The organism is Pseudomonas sp. LBUM1648, from assembly GCF_059716145.1.
In genome coordinates this window covers 3,325,933-3,342,437 of the sequence record NZ_CP166808.1, presented here as the reverse complement: position 1 = coordinate 3,342,437, position 16,505 = coordinate 3,325,933, and the positions used below count along the sequence as shown (strand labels likewise).

The window sequence follows — 16,505 nt, the reverse complement described above, 5'->3', positions numbered from 1 at the left end:
CGGCACCCTAAGGTGCCGCGCTATAAATGAAATGCCCATGTTCACCATGGGCATGGCGGCTTACGGCAAGGCGTAAGCCATCACGTAGTCGCCACGATCGGTCGACTGACGAGCGCCACCGGCGGTGATGACGATGTATTGCTTGCCGGTTTTTGGCGAAACATAAGTCATCGGGCCGCCCTGGCTGCCGACCGGCAGACGGGACTTCCAGACTTCCTCACCGTTGCCGCTGTTGAACGCGCGCAGGTAGAAGTCCTGGGTGCCGGCGATAAAGATCAAGCCACCTTGAGTCGACAGGGTGCCGCCCAGAGTTGGCAGACCAATCTTGATCGGCAGGTGCATGCGGATACCCAGCGGACCGGTGTCTTCAACGGTGCCGACCGGAACCTGCCAGGCGACTTTTTGCGTCTTCATGTCGATGGCGGTCAGTGTGCCGAACGGCGGCGCCTGGCAAGGAATGCCGGCGACCGACAGGAAGCGGTTTTTGTTCACCGCGTAAGGTGTGCCTTTGAGGGGTACGGCGCCCATGCCGGTGTTCAATGCTTCGCCACCGGAAGTGGCCTGGCCCTTGTTCTGCGACGGGATCATCTGAATCCACAGACCCAGACGCATGTCGTTGACGAAGATGAAACCGTGCACCGGATCAGTCGAGATGCTGCCCCAGTTCATGCCGCCCAGCGAGCCCGGGAAGCTCAGGGATTTGTCGGTGCCCGGCGCGGTGTACAAGCCGTCATAACGCATCGACTTGAAGTCGATACGGCACAGCAATTGGTCGTAAGGCGTCGCGCCCCACATGTCCGATTCGGTCAGGTGCTGGGCACCGATCTGCGGCATGCCCACCGATTTTGGCTGGGTTGGCGAGTAAGGCTCGTCAGGAATGTTCGCCGCTTTGACCGGCACTTCTTTCACGTCAGTCAACGGTTTGCCGGTGGCGCGATCCAGTACGTAGATCTGCCCGGCCTTGGTACCGATCACCAGCGCCGGTACCGATTTACCGTCCTTGGTGAAGTCAATCAGGCTCGGCTGCATCGGCAGGTCGAAGTCCCAGAGATCGTTGTGAACGGTCTGGAACACCCACTTTTCTTCGCCGCTATTGGCGTCCAGCGCCAGGATAGAAGCGCCGTAGGTGTGATCCAGTTTGCTGCGCTCGACACCATAAATGTCGGTAGAAGAGCTGCCCATCGGCAGGAACACGGTGTTGGTCGCCGCGTCGTAAGACATGGGCGCCCAGCTGTTCGGCGTACTGCGCACATAGGTGCTGCCGTCTGCCGGTGCCTTCTTATCCTGCGGATTACCCGGGTCGAACGCCCAACGCATGGCGCCGGTCATCACATCAAAACCACGAATCACGCCGCCCGGCATATCGGCTTGCACGTTGTCGGCAACCCGGCCGCCAACCACAACGGTGGTGCCTGCCATCAACGGTGCGGACGACAATTGATAGTAGCTGTCCGGGACATCACCCAGACCGGCCTTCAGGTCCACTTGACCGTTGTTGCCAAAGCCCTGGCAGAAATCACCGGTGTCGGCATCGACGGCGATCAGGCGCGCATCAATCGTGTTGGTCAGCAAGCGGCGCTGGCAGTTGGCGGCCGGCGCTGGCTGGGCCTCTGCGACTGGCGAGCTGCTCGGCTTGGCGACTGCGGCAGTGGCGTCGAAATAGGCCATGCCACGGCAACGCTGCCAGACTTTCGACTGCGCGTTGATGGCGTTTTTCCACAGTTCCTTACCAGTGTCGGCATCCAGCGCGATCAGGTTGTTGTGCGGGGTACAGATGAACACTTTGTTGCCGACCTGCAGCGGGGTGAGTTGGTCTTCGGCACCGTTGCCGTCGCTCACGGCGACATCACCGGTGTGATAGGTCCACGCCACTTTCAACTTGTCGACGTTGTTACGGTTGATCTGGTCCAGCGCGGCGAAACGGCTGCCGCCTTCAGTATTGCCGTAGTGAGCCCAGTCTTTCTGGGCTTTCTCCGGCTCGACCGGCGTAAGGCCCGGGCCAGTGCCCGTAGCAGCAACAGTCGGATGAGCGACGAACATGTTGCCAGCGGCTACGGCCAGACCGACCGCCAGTACCGCAGCAAGGGCATAAGCACCACGCCCCGGAACGCCACCGCTGGCACGTTTCAACAACGGGTAAACCAGCGTGACGGCCAGACCCACTGCGCTGAACATGAACAGGCGCGAGAACACCGGCCAGAACACCAGCCCTGCGTCGCTCACTGCCCAGATCGCTGTCCCCACCAGGAACGCCGCGAACAACCACGCACCGGCCGGTTTGAAGCGAGCAATCAGCAGGCCGGAGACTGTCATCACCAGACCACCCACCAGGAAGTACCAGGAGCCTCCCAGGCTGACCAATTTCACGCCGCCAGCAGCAAGCGTCAAGCCGAGCAGGGCGATGATCACGCCCAGCCCGACCAGAATGAATTTTGATATGCCCGAGAGGCGTTGACTCTGCTTCACGTTGAATGTCCCGTTGAAATGAGGCGAGCAGTATATAGATAGGTAACTACCTAGTTAAATCACTATTTCTGAGTGAAGCGTAGTTCTCTGCTCGAGCACGCGCCAAGAAGGGCAGCCGGGCGTTCCGCATAGGGTCGATGCAATTATCCATAGGTCGGTGAAAGCGTTGTTTATGTCAGAAGGATCGTCAGTTTTGACAGTTCTAAAATTGCGATCAGAAATCTTTGATTTGCCGACGTACCGCAGCTAACGAAGCGGCTCGGCCACACGATCATGCATATGCATATGCTCATTTAATCTTTGATTCGCGATCGGTTTACCGCTCAACTGGCGCTTTTTTGATAGGTGGCTAATGATGTCGGAGCGGTGTGACGTAGTGGTATTGGGCCTGGGCGCCATGGGCGCCGCCACCGTGTATCAGTTGGCGAAGGCCGGTGTGAATGTCGTCGGCATTGACCGCCATCACCCGCCGCACAACCTTGGCTCCAGCCATGGCGATACGCGCATCACTCGGCTTTCGGTCGGAGAGGGGGCGCAATACGTACCGATCGTGCGCAATTCCCACCGGATCTGGCGCGAACTTGAAGTGCTGACGGGGGAGTCTCTGTTCGAGCAATCAGGTCTGCTGGTACTGACCTCAAGCCCCGAGTTCGACCCCAACGACAAAACCGACTTCACCCTGCGCACCATCGGTTTGGCGCAGGCCTACGGTATCGAGCACGAAGTCTTGTCCGCCGCACAGATTCGCCAGCGTTTCCCGCAATTCGCCCACGTGCATGACTCGGCCATCGGCTATTTCGAGCCCGGTGGAGGGTTTGTGCGACCCGAGCGCTGCATCGACGTGCAACTCAAACTGGCCGAACGACACGGCGCGACCCAGTACAAAGGCGAGACGGTCACCGGGATCACATCGGACGAGCAGGGCGTCACTGTCAACACCGACCAGCGCACGCTGCAGGCCAAAAAACTGGTGATCAATGCAGGCAACTGGAGTGGCGAATTGCTCGGCAAACCGTTTGAAAATCTGCTGAGTGTCTACCGGCAAAAGCTGTTTTGGTTCGAACTGGAGGAGCACGCCGGGCTGGTCGGCCACTCGCCGACATTCATCCTCACCCACGGCCGTGGCGACGACAAAATCAACTACGGCTTCCCCGCATTGTCCGGCGAAGGCTGCATGAAGATCGCCACCGCCCAGTACCACACCGCCTTGTTGCCGCAAACGATCGACCGCACCGTCTCGACTGCTGAAGAGCAGGACATGTATGCACACCAGGTACACGGCCGCATCGCCGGCGTGACTTCCAAAGTGATCAAGTCTGCGGTCTGCGCCTACACGGTAACGCCGGATCGCCACTTCATCATCGACCAGCATCCGTCACTGCAACACACCTTGTTCGTGTCGGCCTGCTCCGGCCACGGCTTCAAACATTCCGCCGCACTGGGCGAGGCGTTTGCGCAGTGGTGCATGCGCGGTTCGACCGACCTGGACCTCTCGTCTTTCTCCCTGAAACGCTTTGAAGGCTGCTGAACCCGCTACTGTGGCTTCAAGATGAGCCGATGGATCGTCAGGTGACACATCACGATGTGATGTCAGTTCAGCCGGGTATTTACTTGAGTCAAAATGGGCTATTTCCAAAGCAATAAAGCGCCAAGATGGTTTTCAACTACACTGAAGAAGCAAAAACTATTTTAATAATCTTGGCTGCGGGTTGTTTATTCATGCTGGCGGTGAGGCCTATATGGACATTGAAATCCTTAAACAGGCTGTCATGGATTCGCGCGATGGAATCACCATCTCCGACAACTGCAGAGATGACAATCCGTTGATTTTTGTCAATCCCGCCTTTGAACGCATGACCGGCTATTCTCTCGAAGAATCCATAAATTTTAACTGTAGATACTTACAGGGAGATGATCGTGAACAACCTGAATTAGAGGTCGTTCACCACGCCATTGCAAACGGGGAGTATTGTCTGGTTGTGTTGCGAAACTATCGGAAGGACGGAACAATGTTCTGGAATGAATTGAGCATATCGCCAATTCATGACGAGGCGGGAGCGGTCAGCAATTTTATAGGGATACAAAAAGATGTCACATCGCGAGTTATTTTGCAGCAGCAACTCAGTGACGAAATTCATTCCCTCGAAAAAACAAAATCGCATCTCGAGCAGCTATCGATAAAAGACGGGCTTACCGGGGTTTATAATCGGCGCTTCTTTGATAGTCAGTTTGAGATTCAATACAAGATCGCTTGTCGGAACAGTGAGGCGCTCACGCTGATCATGATTGATGTTGATGACTTCAAGTCATTCAATGACATATATGGGCATCAAGCAGGTGATGAAGCATTGATAGGTGTGGCGAATGGTTTGAGTAAGTCATTCCAGAGGGGCTCTGATTTTGTTGCCAGGTACGGGGGCGAAGAGTTTGTGATTTTATCCAGCGGCATGACGATGGATCAGTCATCTGTTTACGTGAACTCTCTGTGTCAGCGTGTGCGCGACTTGAGAATTGCGCACTCCTCTTCGCGCACGGGCTATTTAACGATAAGCATCGGATTTTCTGTTCATCAATTCACCCCGACAAACACGTCCAACTTACTGCTTACGCAAGCTGATAAAGCACTTTATCTAGCGAAAGAGCGAGGAAGGAATCAGTGTGTAGGTTTTTAGGCGCGCTTTTCGGCCTCTTAATCATCGCCAACCCGACATGTCTGTCATGATCTTCCTTGAAAAATCTGCCTCACCTCAACGTCTCACTCGTCGAGGTGGGCAACCCTGCTCTCAGCCCCGCTTTGGCAACTTCCAGTTCGGGCGAATGAAGTGGCAGGTGTAGCCATTCGGAATACGTTCCAGGTAATCCTGGTGCTCAGGTTCCGCTTCCCAGAACGGTCCCGCCGGTTCGATTTCGGTGACGACTCGGCCTGGCCACAGCTTTGAAGCGTCGACGTCGGCGGCGGTGTCTTCGGCGATGTCGCGTTGCTGTTCGTTCAGGTAATAGATCGCCGAGCGGTAGCTGGGGCCGAGGTCGTTGCCCTGACGGTTGGGCGTGCTCGGGTCATGGATCTGGAAGAAGAACTCAAGGATCTGCCGATAGCTGATCACCGCCGGGTCGAAGACGATCTCGATGGCTTCGGCGTGGTTGCCATGGTTGCGATAAGTGGCGTTCGGCACCTCGCCGCCGGTGTAGCCGACGCGCGTTTGCAGCACGCCGGGATAGCGCCGCAGCAGGTCCTGCATGCCCCAGAAGCAGCCGCCAGCGAGGATGGCAGTTTCGGTTTGGCTGGTCATGGTCTGTGCTTCCTCTCGGGAATTTTGGGTGTAGCCATTGTTATGCGGGCGTGTCCGGCAATTCCAAGTCTGGACGATACAAATAAGTCTGCTGATCACTCGCCACTTCAAGCGTGCTCTTCAAACCTGCGCACATCACCCAAAGAATCACGCTGCATCGATTGCAGGTTTTTCTCGATGGTTTCGCACAGGGCTTCCATCTGGATCTGGTGTTCGCTGTGGCGAAACGGGCTTTGCAAGTCGGTGCCGATGCGCTCAATGGCCAATAGCATAAAGCCCACCACCGTGGAAGCCAGTGGGGTGAACCAGCCCAGGGATTCCACCAGACCTACGGGCACGATCAGGCAGAACAGCGAAATAAACAGCCGCGGGAAATACACATAGGGGTAGGGCAGCGGGGTATTGGCGATGCGTTCCATGCCGCCCTGGCTGTTGGAGAGTTCCACCAGCGTCGACTCCAGCCTTGCCAGGCGAATGCTGTCCAGGCGTCCGGCCTTGTATTCCCGGGCGAGCAGGGCGGCGGAACCGGTGAGGATGTCGTTGGCAAAGTTGTTGGTGGTGCCGCTGCGGGCGAATTCATCAGCGGGAATGAACGCCCGGACTTCCTCCGGACAAGGCTGACCCTGCAGATGCGCCGCGAGGCAGTTCACATACGCCACATGGCGGCGCAACAGGGTCGACTTGACCGGATTGACTTCGCTGTCGGGGTCATCCAGCAACGTCAGGACCTGGCGGGCAAAACTGCGCGAGTTATTGATCATCGTGCCCCACAGCGTCCGCGCTTCCCACCAACGGTTGTAGGCGCTGCTGTTACGAAAACTGATCAGCACCACCAGCGCCGAACCCAGCAACGTCAGGGGCATCAGCGGCAGGTTCATCTTGGCGTTCAGAAACAGCATGAAGTCCACGGTGACGGCGATGTCCCAGAGCAACAGCCAGAACAAGGCCCAACCGACATAGCCCATGGTCTTGATGATCAGACGGTATTTTTTGACGATGGCAGCTTTCAAACGGAAACCTCGTGGCGAGCGGTAAGCATTGATGCCTTAGCTCGGACGGTGTTTTCGGGGTAAAGGTTCGGTCAGTCGCGCAGGTTCTTCACTGGCTGGCTTATCAGCTCTGACACGATTGAGGGAGAAGGAAAGGAATCTTTTCATGAATCTGGCAATCGGCGTTTCTACTTTTTTGTGGATGAGCCACGACGCACCAATCATCAGGATGAGGGTTCCCCACAGCAGCAGATGCGGATTCACAGCCGGATAAGCAATGTTGAAAATCATGAACCCGATCATTTGATGTAATAGGTAAAGCGGGTAAGTCAGTGCCCCTAATGCGGTCCAGTTCAACCTGCCTATGGCCGCTGTTTTGTTGGTCACAATCAAAAGAAACGTCATGAAAAACAGGAAAATCACGCCGCAGATAATCAGAGGGTCGTATTCGGTCGAATACTTGCTTTCGATCGATTCGGCCCATGCTATGGCGGTGAAACAGGCCAATGCCAATGTCCCCAGCAAGAGGAGAATCCGGGCAATTGTGAATCCTTTCGCCCATATGAGGTAGAACGTGGCACCTGCGATGAAATACGCCGCGTAGTCGGTGATCAAGATCGAACGCAGTTTTTCAAATACGAGTATTTCTGCTGTAGCAGAGACCAGTAGCCAAAGCACGAGGCAGGGTTCGATTTTCTCTATTTTCTTCAAGCCCAACAGTATGGAGATCATCAGGTAGAACTTGATTTCCACAAACAGCGACCAGTAAACGCCGTCTATTTGCTCGACACCCATCAAGTCGCCAAGCAATGTCATGTTGATAAGGTATTGATAAAGAGTGGCCGTAAATCGTGGCTGGCCGATGGCGAGGATAAAAAGAAAAGTCAGGGTGCAGCACACCCAGAACGCCGGGCAGAGCCGAACGATGCGGGAGATGAAAAAAACTTTGAGGTTATTGCTCGACGCGGTCATCAGAATGACGAATCCGCTGATCATGAAAAAAAGTTCGACGCCCAAATAACCGTACTTGGCGGGCTCAGCCAATAACGGGTAAGGCATTACAGACATGTCGCCCTTTGCATAGCCGCGAAAAGCATAGTGAAAAAACACTACGGCGATCGCAGCAAGGAATCGCAGCAAATCCAATTCCTTCAATCGTCGGTCGTTCATGTATAGGCGCTCCAGACTTGTTAGCGCTGATTGAAAACTGACGACTCTGGCGAGTGAAATTCGACCCAAGGCGAAAGCTGTTACAGCAAGGGCTGCTTATGGACTATCCAGGCTCCGTGAGACGGTTATGGACTGCGTTGCCACATGTAGAAGTAGTCAACTTCGAAGGTGGACGGCAGGTCAGCATCGTCGACCACCCCGAACCATTTCCACATGGCCTCACTGTCAAAGTTCACCTCCATCGGGAAGAAGAAGTAGTTGTTCTTCGACTCCCTGACCAGCACGCCATCGACGTACCAACGCAGGGTGTCGGGCTGCCAGTCGAAGCCGTAGATATGGAACGCATCCGCCAGGCGCCACGGACTGACCCAGATGCTGCCATTGTCGATATGTTCAGTGCTTTGTGGCGTCGCCCAGAGGTGGGCATTCATGTGATACGAGCGGTCCAGGGCCGCGTCTTTGGTCTTGCCGGCGATTTCAAAGATGTCGATCTCGGTGGCGTTGTCGAGCATGCCTGTCCAGGCGAGCCAGAATGCGCTGGAACCTGCGGAGTTCATGGGTTTGGCACGGGCTTCGTAGTATCCGTAAAAACCGCGTTCAATTGTCCGCACCATCGCTGAGGTGTAGTCCTTGAAGCCGAGTTTGACGTACTTCTGCGGCAAGGTTTCCTTGCGGAAAACAATGTTCAGATTGCCATTGCTGACGGAGGCATTGTTCGGCGTGTAAAGCGCCGGTTTGCGTCCGAGCGACTCGTTCCCGATGGCGTTGTTGACGTGCCAGCGTGTGCGGTCGAGAGTGCTGCCGTTGAAGTCGTCGGACAGCTTCCTGTTGAGCGTCCACTGACCGGCATTGGCCTGGTCGGACAACGGCAGATTGGCGCGGGTCCGGGTCGGTAGTGCGCCGAGTGGTCCGACTCGGGTCCAGGTATCGGCTTGTTTGGGAATGGCAACGGACCATTTTTCCGCCAGGTACTGAAAGGCACGCTGGCGTTCTGCGAGTGAGGCAAACGCACGGTCGTACACCATCACTTCGGCGATGTCGCCGCGAAAGTTATCGGACTCACCCACGGCACTGCGCCCGATTGCATACGGACCGATCGGCACATCGTAAAGCTCCAGGACGGAAACGGTCGGCGCATACGCCGTGGTCTGTTGCAGGCTGATGGCGAAATTCGGCAAGACGTTATCGTTTTGGGCGGTTTGCGGGACTGAGCTGAACAAGCGTTGCCAGGGATCAACCTCGGCTTGTTCGGGCAATCGGCGAGACACGATCAATACCGTCACCGGGCCTTTGGCGCTGCGCAGGGCTTTGCCCAGAAACGCCGACGCGCCACTGAAATGCACGACGGAATGGCCATTCAAGGCGTTTGCCATCCGCTGTGGCGGCGAGGCGGCATTGTCGACTGTCGCGTGATTGGACTTGCCGGATTTGTCATTCCAGCGCTGGACCCGGTTCTGCGCATCCAGGTTCATTGTTGACGCATCGTCCGCGTCCAGCCACAGCACCAGCCCGGTGGTGGGGGCACCGGGAGGCGCTGGTGCTGCGTTGCAAACCATCGAAACCGACAGCAGCAGCAGCGGCAGCAATCCTTTGAACGTCATTTAACGGCAACCAGCGCTGGAATTTCGAATGACGACTGATATCCCTGCGGATTACACGACTGCCAGCGCCAGGTATCGACAATCATCTGTTGCAGATCGCGTTGCGCGGTCCAGCCCAGCTCTCGTCCGGCCTTGCCGGGGTCGGCCCAGCATTTGGCGATGTCACCTTCGCGTCGCGGTACAAACCGGTAGGGAATGGTAATGCCGGTGATGTCTTCGAAACTCTGGATGATTTGCAGCACGCTGTAGCCGATGCCTGTGCCGAGGTTCCAGACATTGATGCCGTTGTTGTACTGCAACACTTGAAGCGCTTTGAGGTGGCCGATGGCGAGGTCGACCACGTGGATGTAGTCGCGCACGCAGGTGCCGTCCACGGTGGGATAGTCGTTGCCGTACACCGTGAGTTCGGGAATCCGGCCAATCGCGACCTGCGTCAGACACGGCAACAGATTGTTGGGGCGGCCTCGGGGGTCTTCGCCGATCATCCCGCTTTCGTGAGCGCCAATCGGGTTGAAGTAGCGCAACAACGCGATGCTCCAGCGTGGATCGGAATGGCACAGATCGGTCAGCAACTCTTCGATCATGAGCTTGGTGCGGCCATACGGATTGACCGGTTTGCCGGTGCCGAAATCTTCGGCGATCGGTGTGCGCGTGGGCTCGCCGTAGACTGTGGCCGATGAGCTGAACACCAGTCGGAAGACGTTATGGCGAGCCATTGCCCGGCACAGGTCAAGCGTGCCGGCGACATTGTTGGCGTAGTAATCCAGCGGTTTGCGCACGCTTTCTGCAACGGATTTGAGGCTGGCAAAATGCACCACGGCATCGATGTCATAGCGGCTGAAAATGTCGTCCAGCACGGCCGAATCACGGATGTCGCCATGGATGAAATCGACCCGGCTCAGGGTCAGTTGCTCCAGGCGCGCGATGCACTCTCGACAGCTGTTACTCAGGTTGTCGAGCACCAACACATGGTGTCCGGCATTGATGAGCGCCAAAGCGGTATGCGAGCCGATGTAACCGGCCCCGCCAGTAATCAACGTAGTTTTGCGCATGGTGAGCTCTTCCTGTCTAAGGGACTGAATTCAGCGGGAGGTGAAAACCGATTTGAATTCTTGCGGCCAGCGCGGGTGCATGACGCTATACGCCACGGCATAGCTCAGCGCGCCAACCACGATGTTGCAGATCAGGTGCAGGTAACCTTGAAAACCTTGCAGCGGTGACACGTACACGACGGTCGTGGCCATGACGAGTGAGGCGATCACGCTGCGGTAATTGGAGTCGAAGAACCGACCCCAGCCGTAACCAATGGCCTCGTTGAGTCCACGGATTTGCAGCGGTGTGATCAACAGCATCCTGGTCAGCAACGCGAGGGCCGCGGCCATGCCGCCGTACACGCTGCCGAACCCGTAGACCAGCGCCAGCGCCAGCACGGTGGTGACCACTTCAGCCTTGATCGTCAGGTGGCTGCGATTTACCGCAACCAGTGCGGTGGTGGCGTACATGGCGGTGTTACCAATTGCCGCCGTGCAGGCCAGTACTTGCAGCAAGGGAATGGCATCGGCCCATTTGGCGCCGAATATCAACAGGATGAGGTCGTTGGCCGTGAGCGCGATTCCGATGAACAGGGGCGTCAACAGAAAGCCGCTGACGGCAGTGGAGTCGCCAATGATCCCGAGCAGTCGCGATGGCTCTGCGCTGCGCCGGGCGAACACCGGCAGCGCATAGCTCAGCAGGCCGTTATAAATCGCCGTGCGAGGCAGATCGATGATGCGCATTGCCATGTTGAACATGCCGACCGCGTTCGCGCCGGCCGTCATCCCCAGCACCACGTTGACCCCGCGCTGAAGTGTTTGTGTACTCAGCGCGTTGATGGCAACCGGTGTGCCGGCCTTCAACAGCTCCCGCAAGAACGGACCGTCGATGTAAAAGGCAATGCGCCGCGGGTCCGAGCGCATCAATACGATGATCGACACGAACTCCATGATCAGCACCTGGGCAATGACCGCCCAGGCCCCCCATCCCCAAAGCGCGACAGCGATGCCGCCGACGCCACCAAACACTTTGCCCAGTAACGTGCGCGACGCCAGCGTCTTGAAGTTGCCGCTGCGGCGCATTTGCGCCACATAGACACGCGCCATCATGGTGAAGAGGATTTTCACCGAGGCCACCGCCGTCATCGCTTGCAGCATCGGGTCGGGTGTATACAGCATCACCGCGCCCGAGATGACGACGATGGACGCCAGGCTGACCAGCACCGAGGCCCAGAACGCGGTAGAGATGTGTTTGTCTTCCAGTCGTTCAAGCCGTACCAGCGGATCTTCCAGCACCGAGGAGTAGATGAGACCGACCAACTCGACGATGGCAATGATGATCGTGCCGACCCCCAGTTCGGCGGGCGACAGCAGCCTGGCATACACGACAAAGGTAATCATCGACAGGAAAATCAGGCCGAATTTTTCGGTGAAGATCCAGCCCAGGGAAATGAGGCGTCGATTGGCCATGGCGGATACCGGTTCAATGAGCGGTGGTTGACACCGTTGGCTTGCGCAAGGATCTGGCGCGGGCATAGAGGTAACGCAGGGTTGGTTTGCCGTGGTCGAAGAACAGCGTTTGCCAGGAATGCTTGAGCATTCGCTGGTACACATCGATCACCTCGCCATGCCAGCCGCCTCGGGAAAAGGTATTGAGAAAGTCGGTGTGGTTGGCCAGCACGAAATCGATCTGTTGCTGCTTGCTGAGCTGCGCGCCATAGCGGGCGAGATAGACTTCGACGAACTTGATCTTGTTCTGGTAGTGCTTTTTCGGTTGCGCGGTCATGTTGCCGCTGTTGATCGTGCGCTCCAGCAACACCTGCGGCACCGTGTGGATCTCCCAGTGTTCAGCGATTCGGGTCCACATGAAGCGATCCTCGCAATAACGCAGGCCGGCATCGAAGCAGCCGAGTTGCATCATCACGTCGCGCTTGACCAGCGCGGCGGATACGCCATTGAGGACGTTGGCGTGGATGAAATCGTAGAAATGCATGCCGTTCTTGCGGATGTTGTCCAGTTGCCGCCTGCCGTCGCTGTAGTTGACCTGGCAGTAGCAGTCGATCAGCCCCACCGGCCGTCCCTGAAGACGGAGCTCGTCATACAGCGCCAGTTGCAGCTCCAGCTTTTGCGGGCGCCATTGGTCATCGGCATCGAGCATCGCCACAAACGTCTCTTGAGAGTGCCGAATTCCATGGTTGCGGGCGCTGGCCTGACCTTCGTTGGCTTGCTGCAACAGCGTCAGGCGAAACGGCGCCGCGAAGTCTTTGACCCGTTGTGGTCCGTCATCGGTGGAACCATCGTCAATAACGATGACGTGATCGGGCAGTCGGGTTTGCTCGGCCAGGGATACCAGCGTTTGCTCAATGCTGTCGGCGCCGTTGTACATCGGGATCACGACGCACACGGTATGCGGTGAAGGGGAGGCTTGGTTTATCACGGGTGTTTCTCCTTCTGTTACGCCTTGGCTGAATCACGCGGTAATGCCCTGCCAGACGGACGCTGACGCAGGGTGGCCGGTGATAACTCGGGAAATATCGCGCAGTGATGTCGGAAGGACAGCGCCAGGGTGCAGAACACCAAAAACTCGGCGGAGCGGTAGTTGGGGATCACGTACGCCACATAATTGGTGACGGCGAACAAGCCGATGATCACCAAAGCGCTGGCACGAAACTGCGCGGACTGGTTCGCCGTCACAGCGCGGTATTGTTTGAACAACGCTTCGCCCAGCAGCAGCACCAGCGCAGTCAACTGGATAAAACCACCGTTGAGCAGCGTCTCCATGTAGCCGCTGTGGGCGTTGCCGATGTAGCCCCAGCGAGTGATGAACGCATCCGCGTCGGGGCTGGCCCAGAAGGCGCCGAAGCCATACCCCTTGAGCCACTGCTGGTCGATAAACGGCGCGAGCAGCTCCCAGATCAACGTGCGATCCGTGAGAGACGGATCGCGACCGGCGATTTCCAGCAGCCACGCAAGGTGGTTGTACAGCAACAGGCAAACCAGCAGAAACACCAGCGTGCAACCGAAGAACAGCCACTGCGAGCGATTGATACGCAAGCGAATCAGAGTGAGGAAGTACCAGTAGCTCACCGTACCAGACACTATCAGTGCCACGCCGGTCGCCGATTGGGCGAGCAGGATGGCGATCAGCGAAGAAAACGAGCAGAAGAGGGCCCAACGGTTGCCCTGGCGGATCATCGGCAGCAACAGCAGGATGGCGATCGCGTTGAGCCGTGCACCGGCATTTTTTTCGGCAAAAATCCCCTTGAAGGCGCCGTCGCGAATACCCCCGGACAAGAATGCGAGGTCAGGCCTGACCACGGCGAGTATCAAGCCGACCAACGCCGCCACGCCGATGGCGCAACCGAGCATGTAGGTGATTTTTTCGAGGGGGTAGTTATAGGCAATGAAACCGGCAAAAAAGACCACGCTGAGCATCGCGATAACCCGCTTGAACGTCAGCATCGGGTCGTAGGACCAGCCAATCGAGGCGATCACACAAGCCATGAACACCAGCAGAAAGAAGTTACTGCGGTAAAAGGTTTTGCTGAGGAAGACCTTGTTGCGGATGAAGAAGAACAACGGCACCAGCAGCGTGATGAGGCCGCAGACCTGGTTGGCGACGCTGCCTTCGAGGTCTTTATCGACGTCACCGAAACTGAATGCGCCGCCCAGCCCAAGGACAAACGTGATCACCTGGATGTAAAACAGCACGCCGAACAGGGTGAAGCCGTCGCGTAACGTCGAGTATCTGATCGCCAGTGTGCTCATGATGTTGGGCTCCCGAGCAACGCGTCGAGGTAAGTCTGCACCGCGCTGGCATTCATGAAACGGGCGGCTGCTTCAAGGCGCGAATGGCGCTGTAGATCCCGCGGTGTGGCGAGTTGCAGGGCAATCGCCTGCGCCAGCTCGAGCGGGTCGTCGACAGCGACGAGCGGTGCCACCAGGCCGCCGATCAAAATATCCTGGGGGCCATGGGGGCAGCGGGTCGCCACCACCGGCGTGCCCGTGGACAAGGCTTCTACCAGCGCGTTGGGACTGCCCTCGAAGCGCGACGACAGCACAAAGCAATCGGCCGCCGCCACTTCTGCCAGGGGATCACTGGTGTAACCCGGCAGGTCGACGCGATCGGCGACGCCCAATGTGCGTGCGAGTTCAAGCAGTCGAAGTCTGAGTGCGCCTTCACCAAAAATGATCAGGCGTACGTCGGTATCCGGCAACGCGGCGAACGCTTTTATCAAGGTGTCGAAACCTTTTTGCGACGCCAGGCGACCCACGGCGACAATCACCGCGCCAGACTTTTCCAGCAGCCAGCGGTGATTTGGCAGGCCCGGTGGCTTCTCGCGGAAGTTGTTGTCGAGCACCGGGTTGTCGGCAATGGTCACGTCCTGGCGGCGCGCGATGGTGGTATCGACCAGATCCTGGGCGACACCGCGCGACACGCAAATCACCGGGTTGGGAATAAGCCGATAGAGCAGGGGGGCCACCAGATAGGCGGCCCGCACCATGAAGTCGGGGTTAACGTGTTTGTCATGGGAAAAGGCATTGCGCTCGCTGACGTGCAGCCGCGCCAGCGTGCCGGACAGCATGGCAGCGGCGATCGCCACGACGTTGACGTGCGTGAGCGCCGCCAGTTGCGCATCAAAGCGATTGGCACGCAGAAATCGCGCAAGCGCCGGCACTGCACGAGAGCTGCGCGGACTGCGCAGTTCAACCTTTTTGACGCGTGGGTCGAGGTGCGCTGCATTGATGCCGCCGCCGGTGAGCATCAACAGCGTCACGTCATTGCCGGCGTCGACCAATGCTCCGGCCAGGCGCGTCATCATTTTTTCAGCCCCGCCCGCGCTGAGGTCATGCAGGATAATCAGCAATTTTTTCATTGGTTCCACACCTGGTAATACGCCTGCGCCGCGTGCTGGCTGGTGTACTGGCGGAGGGCGTCAGTGACCATTTTTTCGCTGGGAGCCACGTGATCCGTTGATGTCAGGCTTCGCAGCATTCCATTGGCCAATGCCGGGATGTCGTTGACCTTGACCAGTTGGCCGAGCTGGCCGTTGTCCAGCAGTTCTCTGGGCCCCGTCTCGCAGTCGCATGCCAGCACGGGAGTCCCCAGCGCCAACGCCTCGATCAATACGGTCGGCATGCCTTCGTGAAGGGAACTCAGAATGAACAGGCGTGCTTGTCTGAGCAGTGAATAGGGGTTGCTCAGGAAACCGGTAAAGTGCACCCGGTGGGCGATGCCCAGCCGCTGCGCCTGAGCGATCAGCGCGCCGCGCAACGGCCCGTCGCCAGCGATCACCAGATCGGGCAGTGCCTGGCGGTGCAGCGCCATGGCGTAGGCATCGAGCAGCAGGTGAAAACCTTTCTGTTCCGTCAACCGGCCCAGCCCCAACCAGTAGTCGTCGGGTAACCCGGCGGGCAGCGGCGCGCGTGAGGCTTGAAATAGTTGCTCGGTGATGACCGCGTTGGGGCAATAGCAAACACGCTGCTGACCCCATGGCAGTAAGTCGGCCAGAGACTGGCGCAATGCCGTGGAGACCGTCACCACTTTTCCGCTGCCACACAAGTACAAGGCATAGAGCAGGCGCAGGCTTGAAGGGCTGGTTTTCTGCTCAGTGCAATCGAGCGTGACGTGCCGGCTATAGATGACTTTGCAGGCACTGCCCAAGGTGGCGAACCAGGTGCAGACGTTGGCCTGTTCCTTGGCGGAAATCAGGTGAGTGACGCCCTCGCGACGAATGAGCCGACGCAACAGGACGATTGATTTGAGCAGCCCGACGATGCCGTTGCCACCGCCGCTGTTGTGGCGTTGATCGCCGTCAGTGTCCGGCGTTTCACCGTTCATGACGAAAAAGCTCACCCGCTTTCCATCCTTGTGAAATTGCTCGGATAACCGTTGCTGTACCCGCTCGACGCCGCCGCCGGTCTTGAAATCTTTGAGAATGAACAGGATGTGCATAG

At 57.7% G+C, this 16,505-nt stretch carries 13 protein-coding genes; 2 read left to right on the top strand and 11 right to left on the bottom strand.

What is annotated here, in order from left to right; translation table 11 throughout:
• Positions 1-60 precede the first annotated feature (60 nt).
• Complete coding sequence (locus tag ACA043_RS15300) at positions 61-2,466, bottom strand: glucose/quinate/shikimate family membrane-bound PQQ-dependent dehydrogenase (RefSeq protein WP_497657324.1); 2,406 nt, start codon at positions 2,464-2,466, stop codon at positions 61-63.
• A 355-nt stretch (positions 2,467-2,821) separates the two neighbouring features.
• Between ACA043_RS15300 and solA the strand changes: the two genes are divergently transcribed.
• Positions 2,822-3,994 (top strand): N-methyl-L-tryptophan oxidase, encoded by a 1,173-nt coding sequence (gene solA, locus ACA043_RS15295; RefSeq protein WP_497657323.1) that lies wholly within the window; start codon positions 2,822-2,824, stop codon positions 3,992-3,994.
• A 211-nt stretch (positions 3,995-4,205) separates the two neighbouring features.
• Positions 4,206-5,138, top strand: coding sequence for a GGDEF domain-containing protein (locus ACA043_RS15290; protein WP_497657322.1), 933 nt, complete (start codon positions 4,206-4,208; stop codon positions 5,136-5,138).
• 111 nt (positions 5,139-5,249) lie between these two features.
• Here the strand turns inward: ACA043_RS15290 and msrA are convergent, their stop codons facing one another.
• From msrA to ACA043_RS15240, 10 genes are all read right to left on the bottom strand, one after another.
• Positions 5,250-5,756, bottom strand: a complete 507-nt coding sequence (gene msrA, locus ACA043_RS15285; RefSeq protein ID WP_187679850.1) for a peptide-methionine (S)-S-oxide reductase MsrA — start codon at positions 5,754-5,756, stop codon at positions 5,250-5,252.
• 107 nt (positions 5,757-5,863) lie between these two features.
• Entirely contained in the window at positions 5,864-6,766 is a 903-nt protein-coding gene (locus ACA043_RS15280) for a bestrophin family protein (RefSeq protein WP_187679851.1), read from the bottom strand.
• Between the two features lie 36 nt (positions 6,767-6,802).
• Positions 6,803-7,915, bottom strand: a complete 1,113-nt coding sequence (locus tag ACA043_RS15275) for an acyltransferase family protein (protein WP_497657321.1) — start codon at positions 7,913-7,915, stop codon at positions 6,803-6,805.
• Positions 7,916-8,040: 125 nt separating this feature from the next.
• Positions 8,041-9,516, bottom strand: coding sequence for a family 16 glycosylhydrolase (locus ACA043_RS15270; RefSeq protein ID WP_497657320.1), 1,476 nt, complete (start codon positions 9,514-9,516; stop codon positions 8,041-8,043).
• Complete coding sequence (gene galE, locus ACA043_RS15265; protein ID WP_305443825.1) at positions 9,513-10,568, bottom strand: UDP-glucose 4-epimerase GalE; 1,056 nt, start codon at positions 10,566-10,568, stop codon at positions 9,513-9,515. The genes ACA043_RS15270 and galE overlap by 4 nt, the downstream gene beginning before the upstream one ends.
• Before the next feature lie 30 nt (positions 10,569-10,598).
• Positions 10,599-12,017 carry an oligosaccharide flippase family protein gene (locus ACA043_RS15260; RefSeq protein WP_497657319.1) on the bottom strand — a complete coding sequence of 473 codons (1,419 nt, stop codon included), beginning with the start codon at positions 12,015-12,017 and terminating at the stop codon, positions 10,599-10,601.
• Between the two features lie 13 nt (positions 12,018-12,030).
• Positions 12,031-12,984, bottom strand: coding sequence for a glycosyltransferase family 2 protein (locus ACA043_RS15255; protein ID WP_497657318.1), 954 nt, complete (start codon positions 12,982-12,984; stop codon positions 12,031-12,033).
• Positions 12,985-13,001: 17 nt separating this feature from the next.
• Positions 13,002-14,315, bottom strand: a complete 1,314-nt coding sequence (locus ACA043_RS15250; RefSeq protein ID WP_187679857.1) for an O-antigen ligase family protein — start codon at positions 14,313-14,315, stop codon at positions 13,002-13,004.
• Positions 14,312-15,424: a glycosyltransferase gene (locus tag ACA043_RS15245; protein ID WP_401264111.1), complete on the bottom strand. Its 1,113-nt coding sequence runs from the start codon at positions 15,422-15,424 to the stop codon at positions 14,312-14,314. Before ACA043_RS15245 ends, ACA043_RS15250 begins: the two co-directional genes overlap by 4 nt.
• Positions 15,421-16,503, bottom strand: coding sequence for a glycosyltransferase (locus ACA043_RS15240; protein ID WP_489880467.1), 1,083 nt, complete (start codon positions 16,501-16,503; stop codon positions 15,421-15,423). The genes ACA043_RS15245 and ACA043_RS15240 overlap by 4 nt, the downstream gene beginning before the upstream one ends.
• Between the last annotated feature and the right edge of the window lie 2 nt (positions 16,504-16,505).

Bases quoted from the DNA above. Each gene is read 5' to 3' on its own strand.
- solA (WP_497657323.1), top strand. From the start codon at position 2,822: ATGTCGGAGCGGTGTGACGTAGTGGTATTGGGCCTGGGCGCCATGGGC.
- ACA043_RS15290 (WP_497657322.1), top strand. From the start codon at position 4,206: ATGGACATTGAAATCCTTAAACAGGCTGTCATGGATTCGCGCGATGGA.
- msrA (WP_187679850.1), bottom strand. From the start codon at position 5,756: ATGACCAGCCAAACCGAAACTGCCATCCTCGCTGGCGGCTGCTTCTGG.
- ACA043_RS15275 (WP_497657321.1), bottom strand. From the start codon at position 7,915: ATGAACGACCGACGATTGAAGGAATTGGATTTGCTGCGATTCCTTGCT.
- ACA043_RS15270 (WP_497657320.1), bottom strand. From the start codon at position 9,516: ATGACGTTCAAAGGATTGCTGCCGCTGCTGCTGCTGTCGGTTTCGATG.
- galE (WP_305443825.1), bottom strand. From the start codon at position 10,568: ATGCGCAAAACTACGTTGATTACTGGCGGGGCCGGTTACATCGGCTCG.
- ACA043_RS15260 (WP_497657319.1), bottom strand. From the start codon at position 12,017: ATGGCCAATCGACGCCTCATTTCCCTGGGCTGGATCTTCACCGAAAAA.
- ACA043_RS15250 (WP_187679857.1), bottom strand. From the start codon at position 14,315: ATGAGCACACTGGCGATCAGATACTCGACGTTACGCGACGGCTTCACC.
- ACA043_RS15245 (WP_401264111.1), bottom strand. From the start codon at position 15,424: ATGAAAAAATTGCTGATTATCCTGCATGACCTCAGCGCGGGCGGGGCT.
- ACA043_RS15240 (WP_489880467.1), bottom strand. From the start codon at position 16,503: ATGCACATCCTGTTCATTCTCAAAGATTTCAAGACCGGCGGCGGCGTC.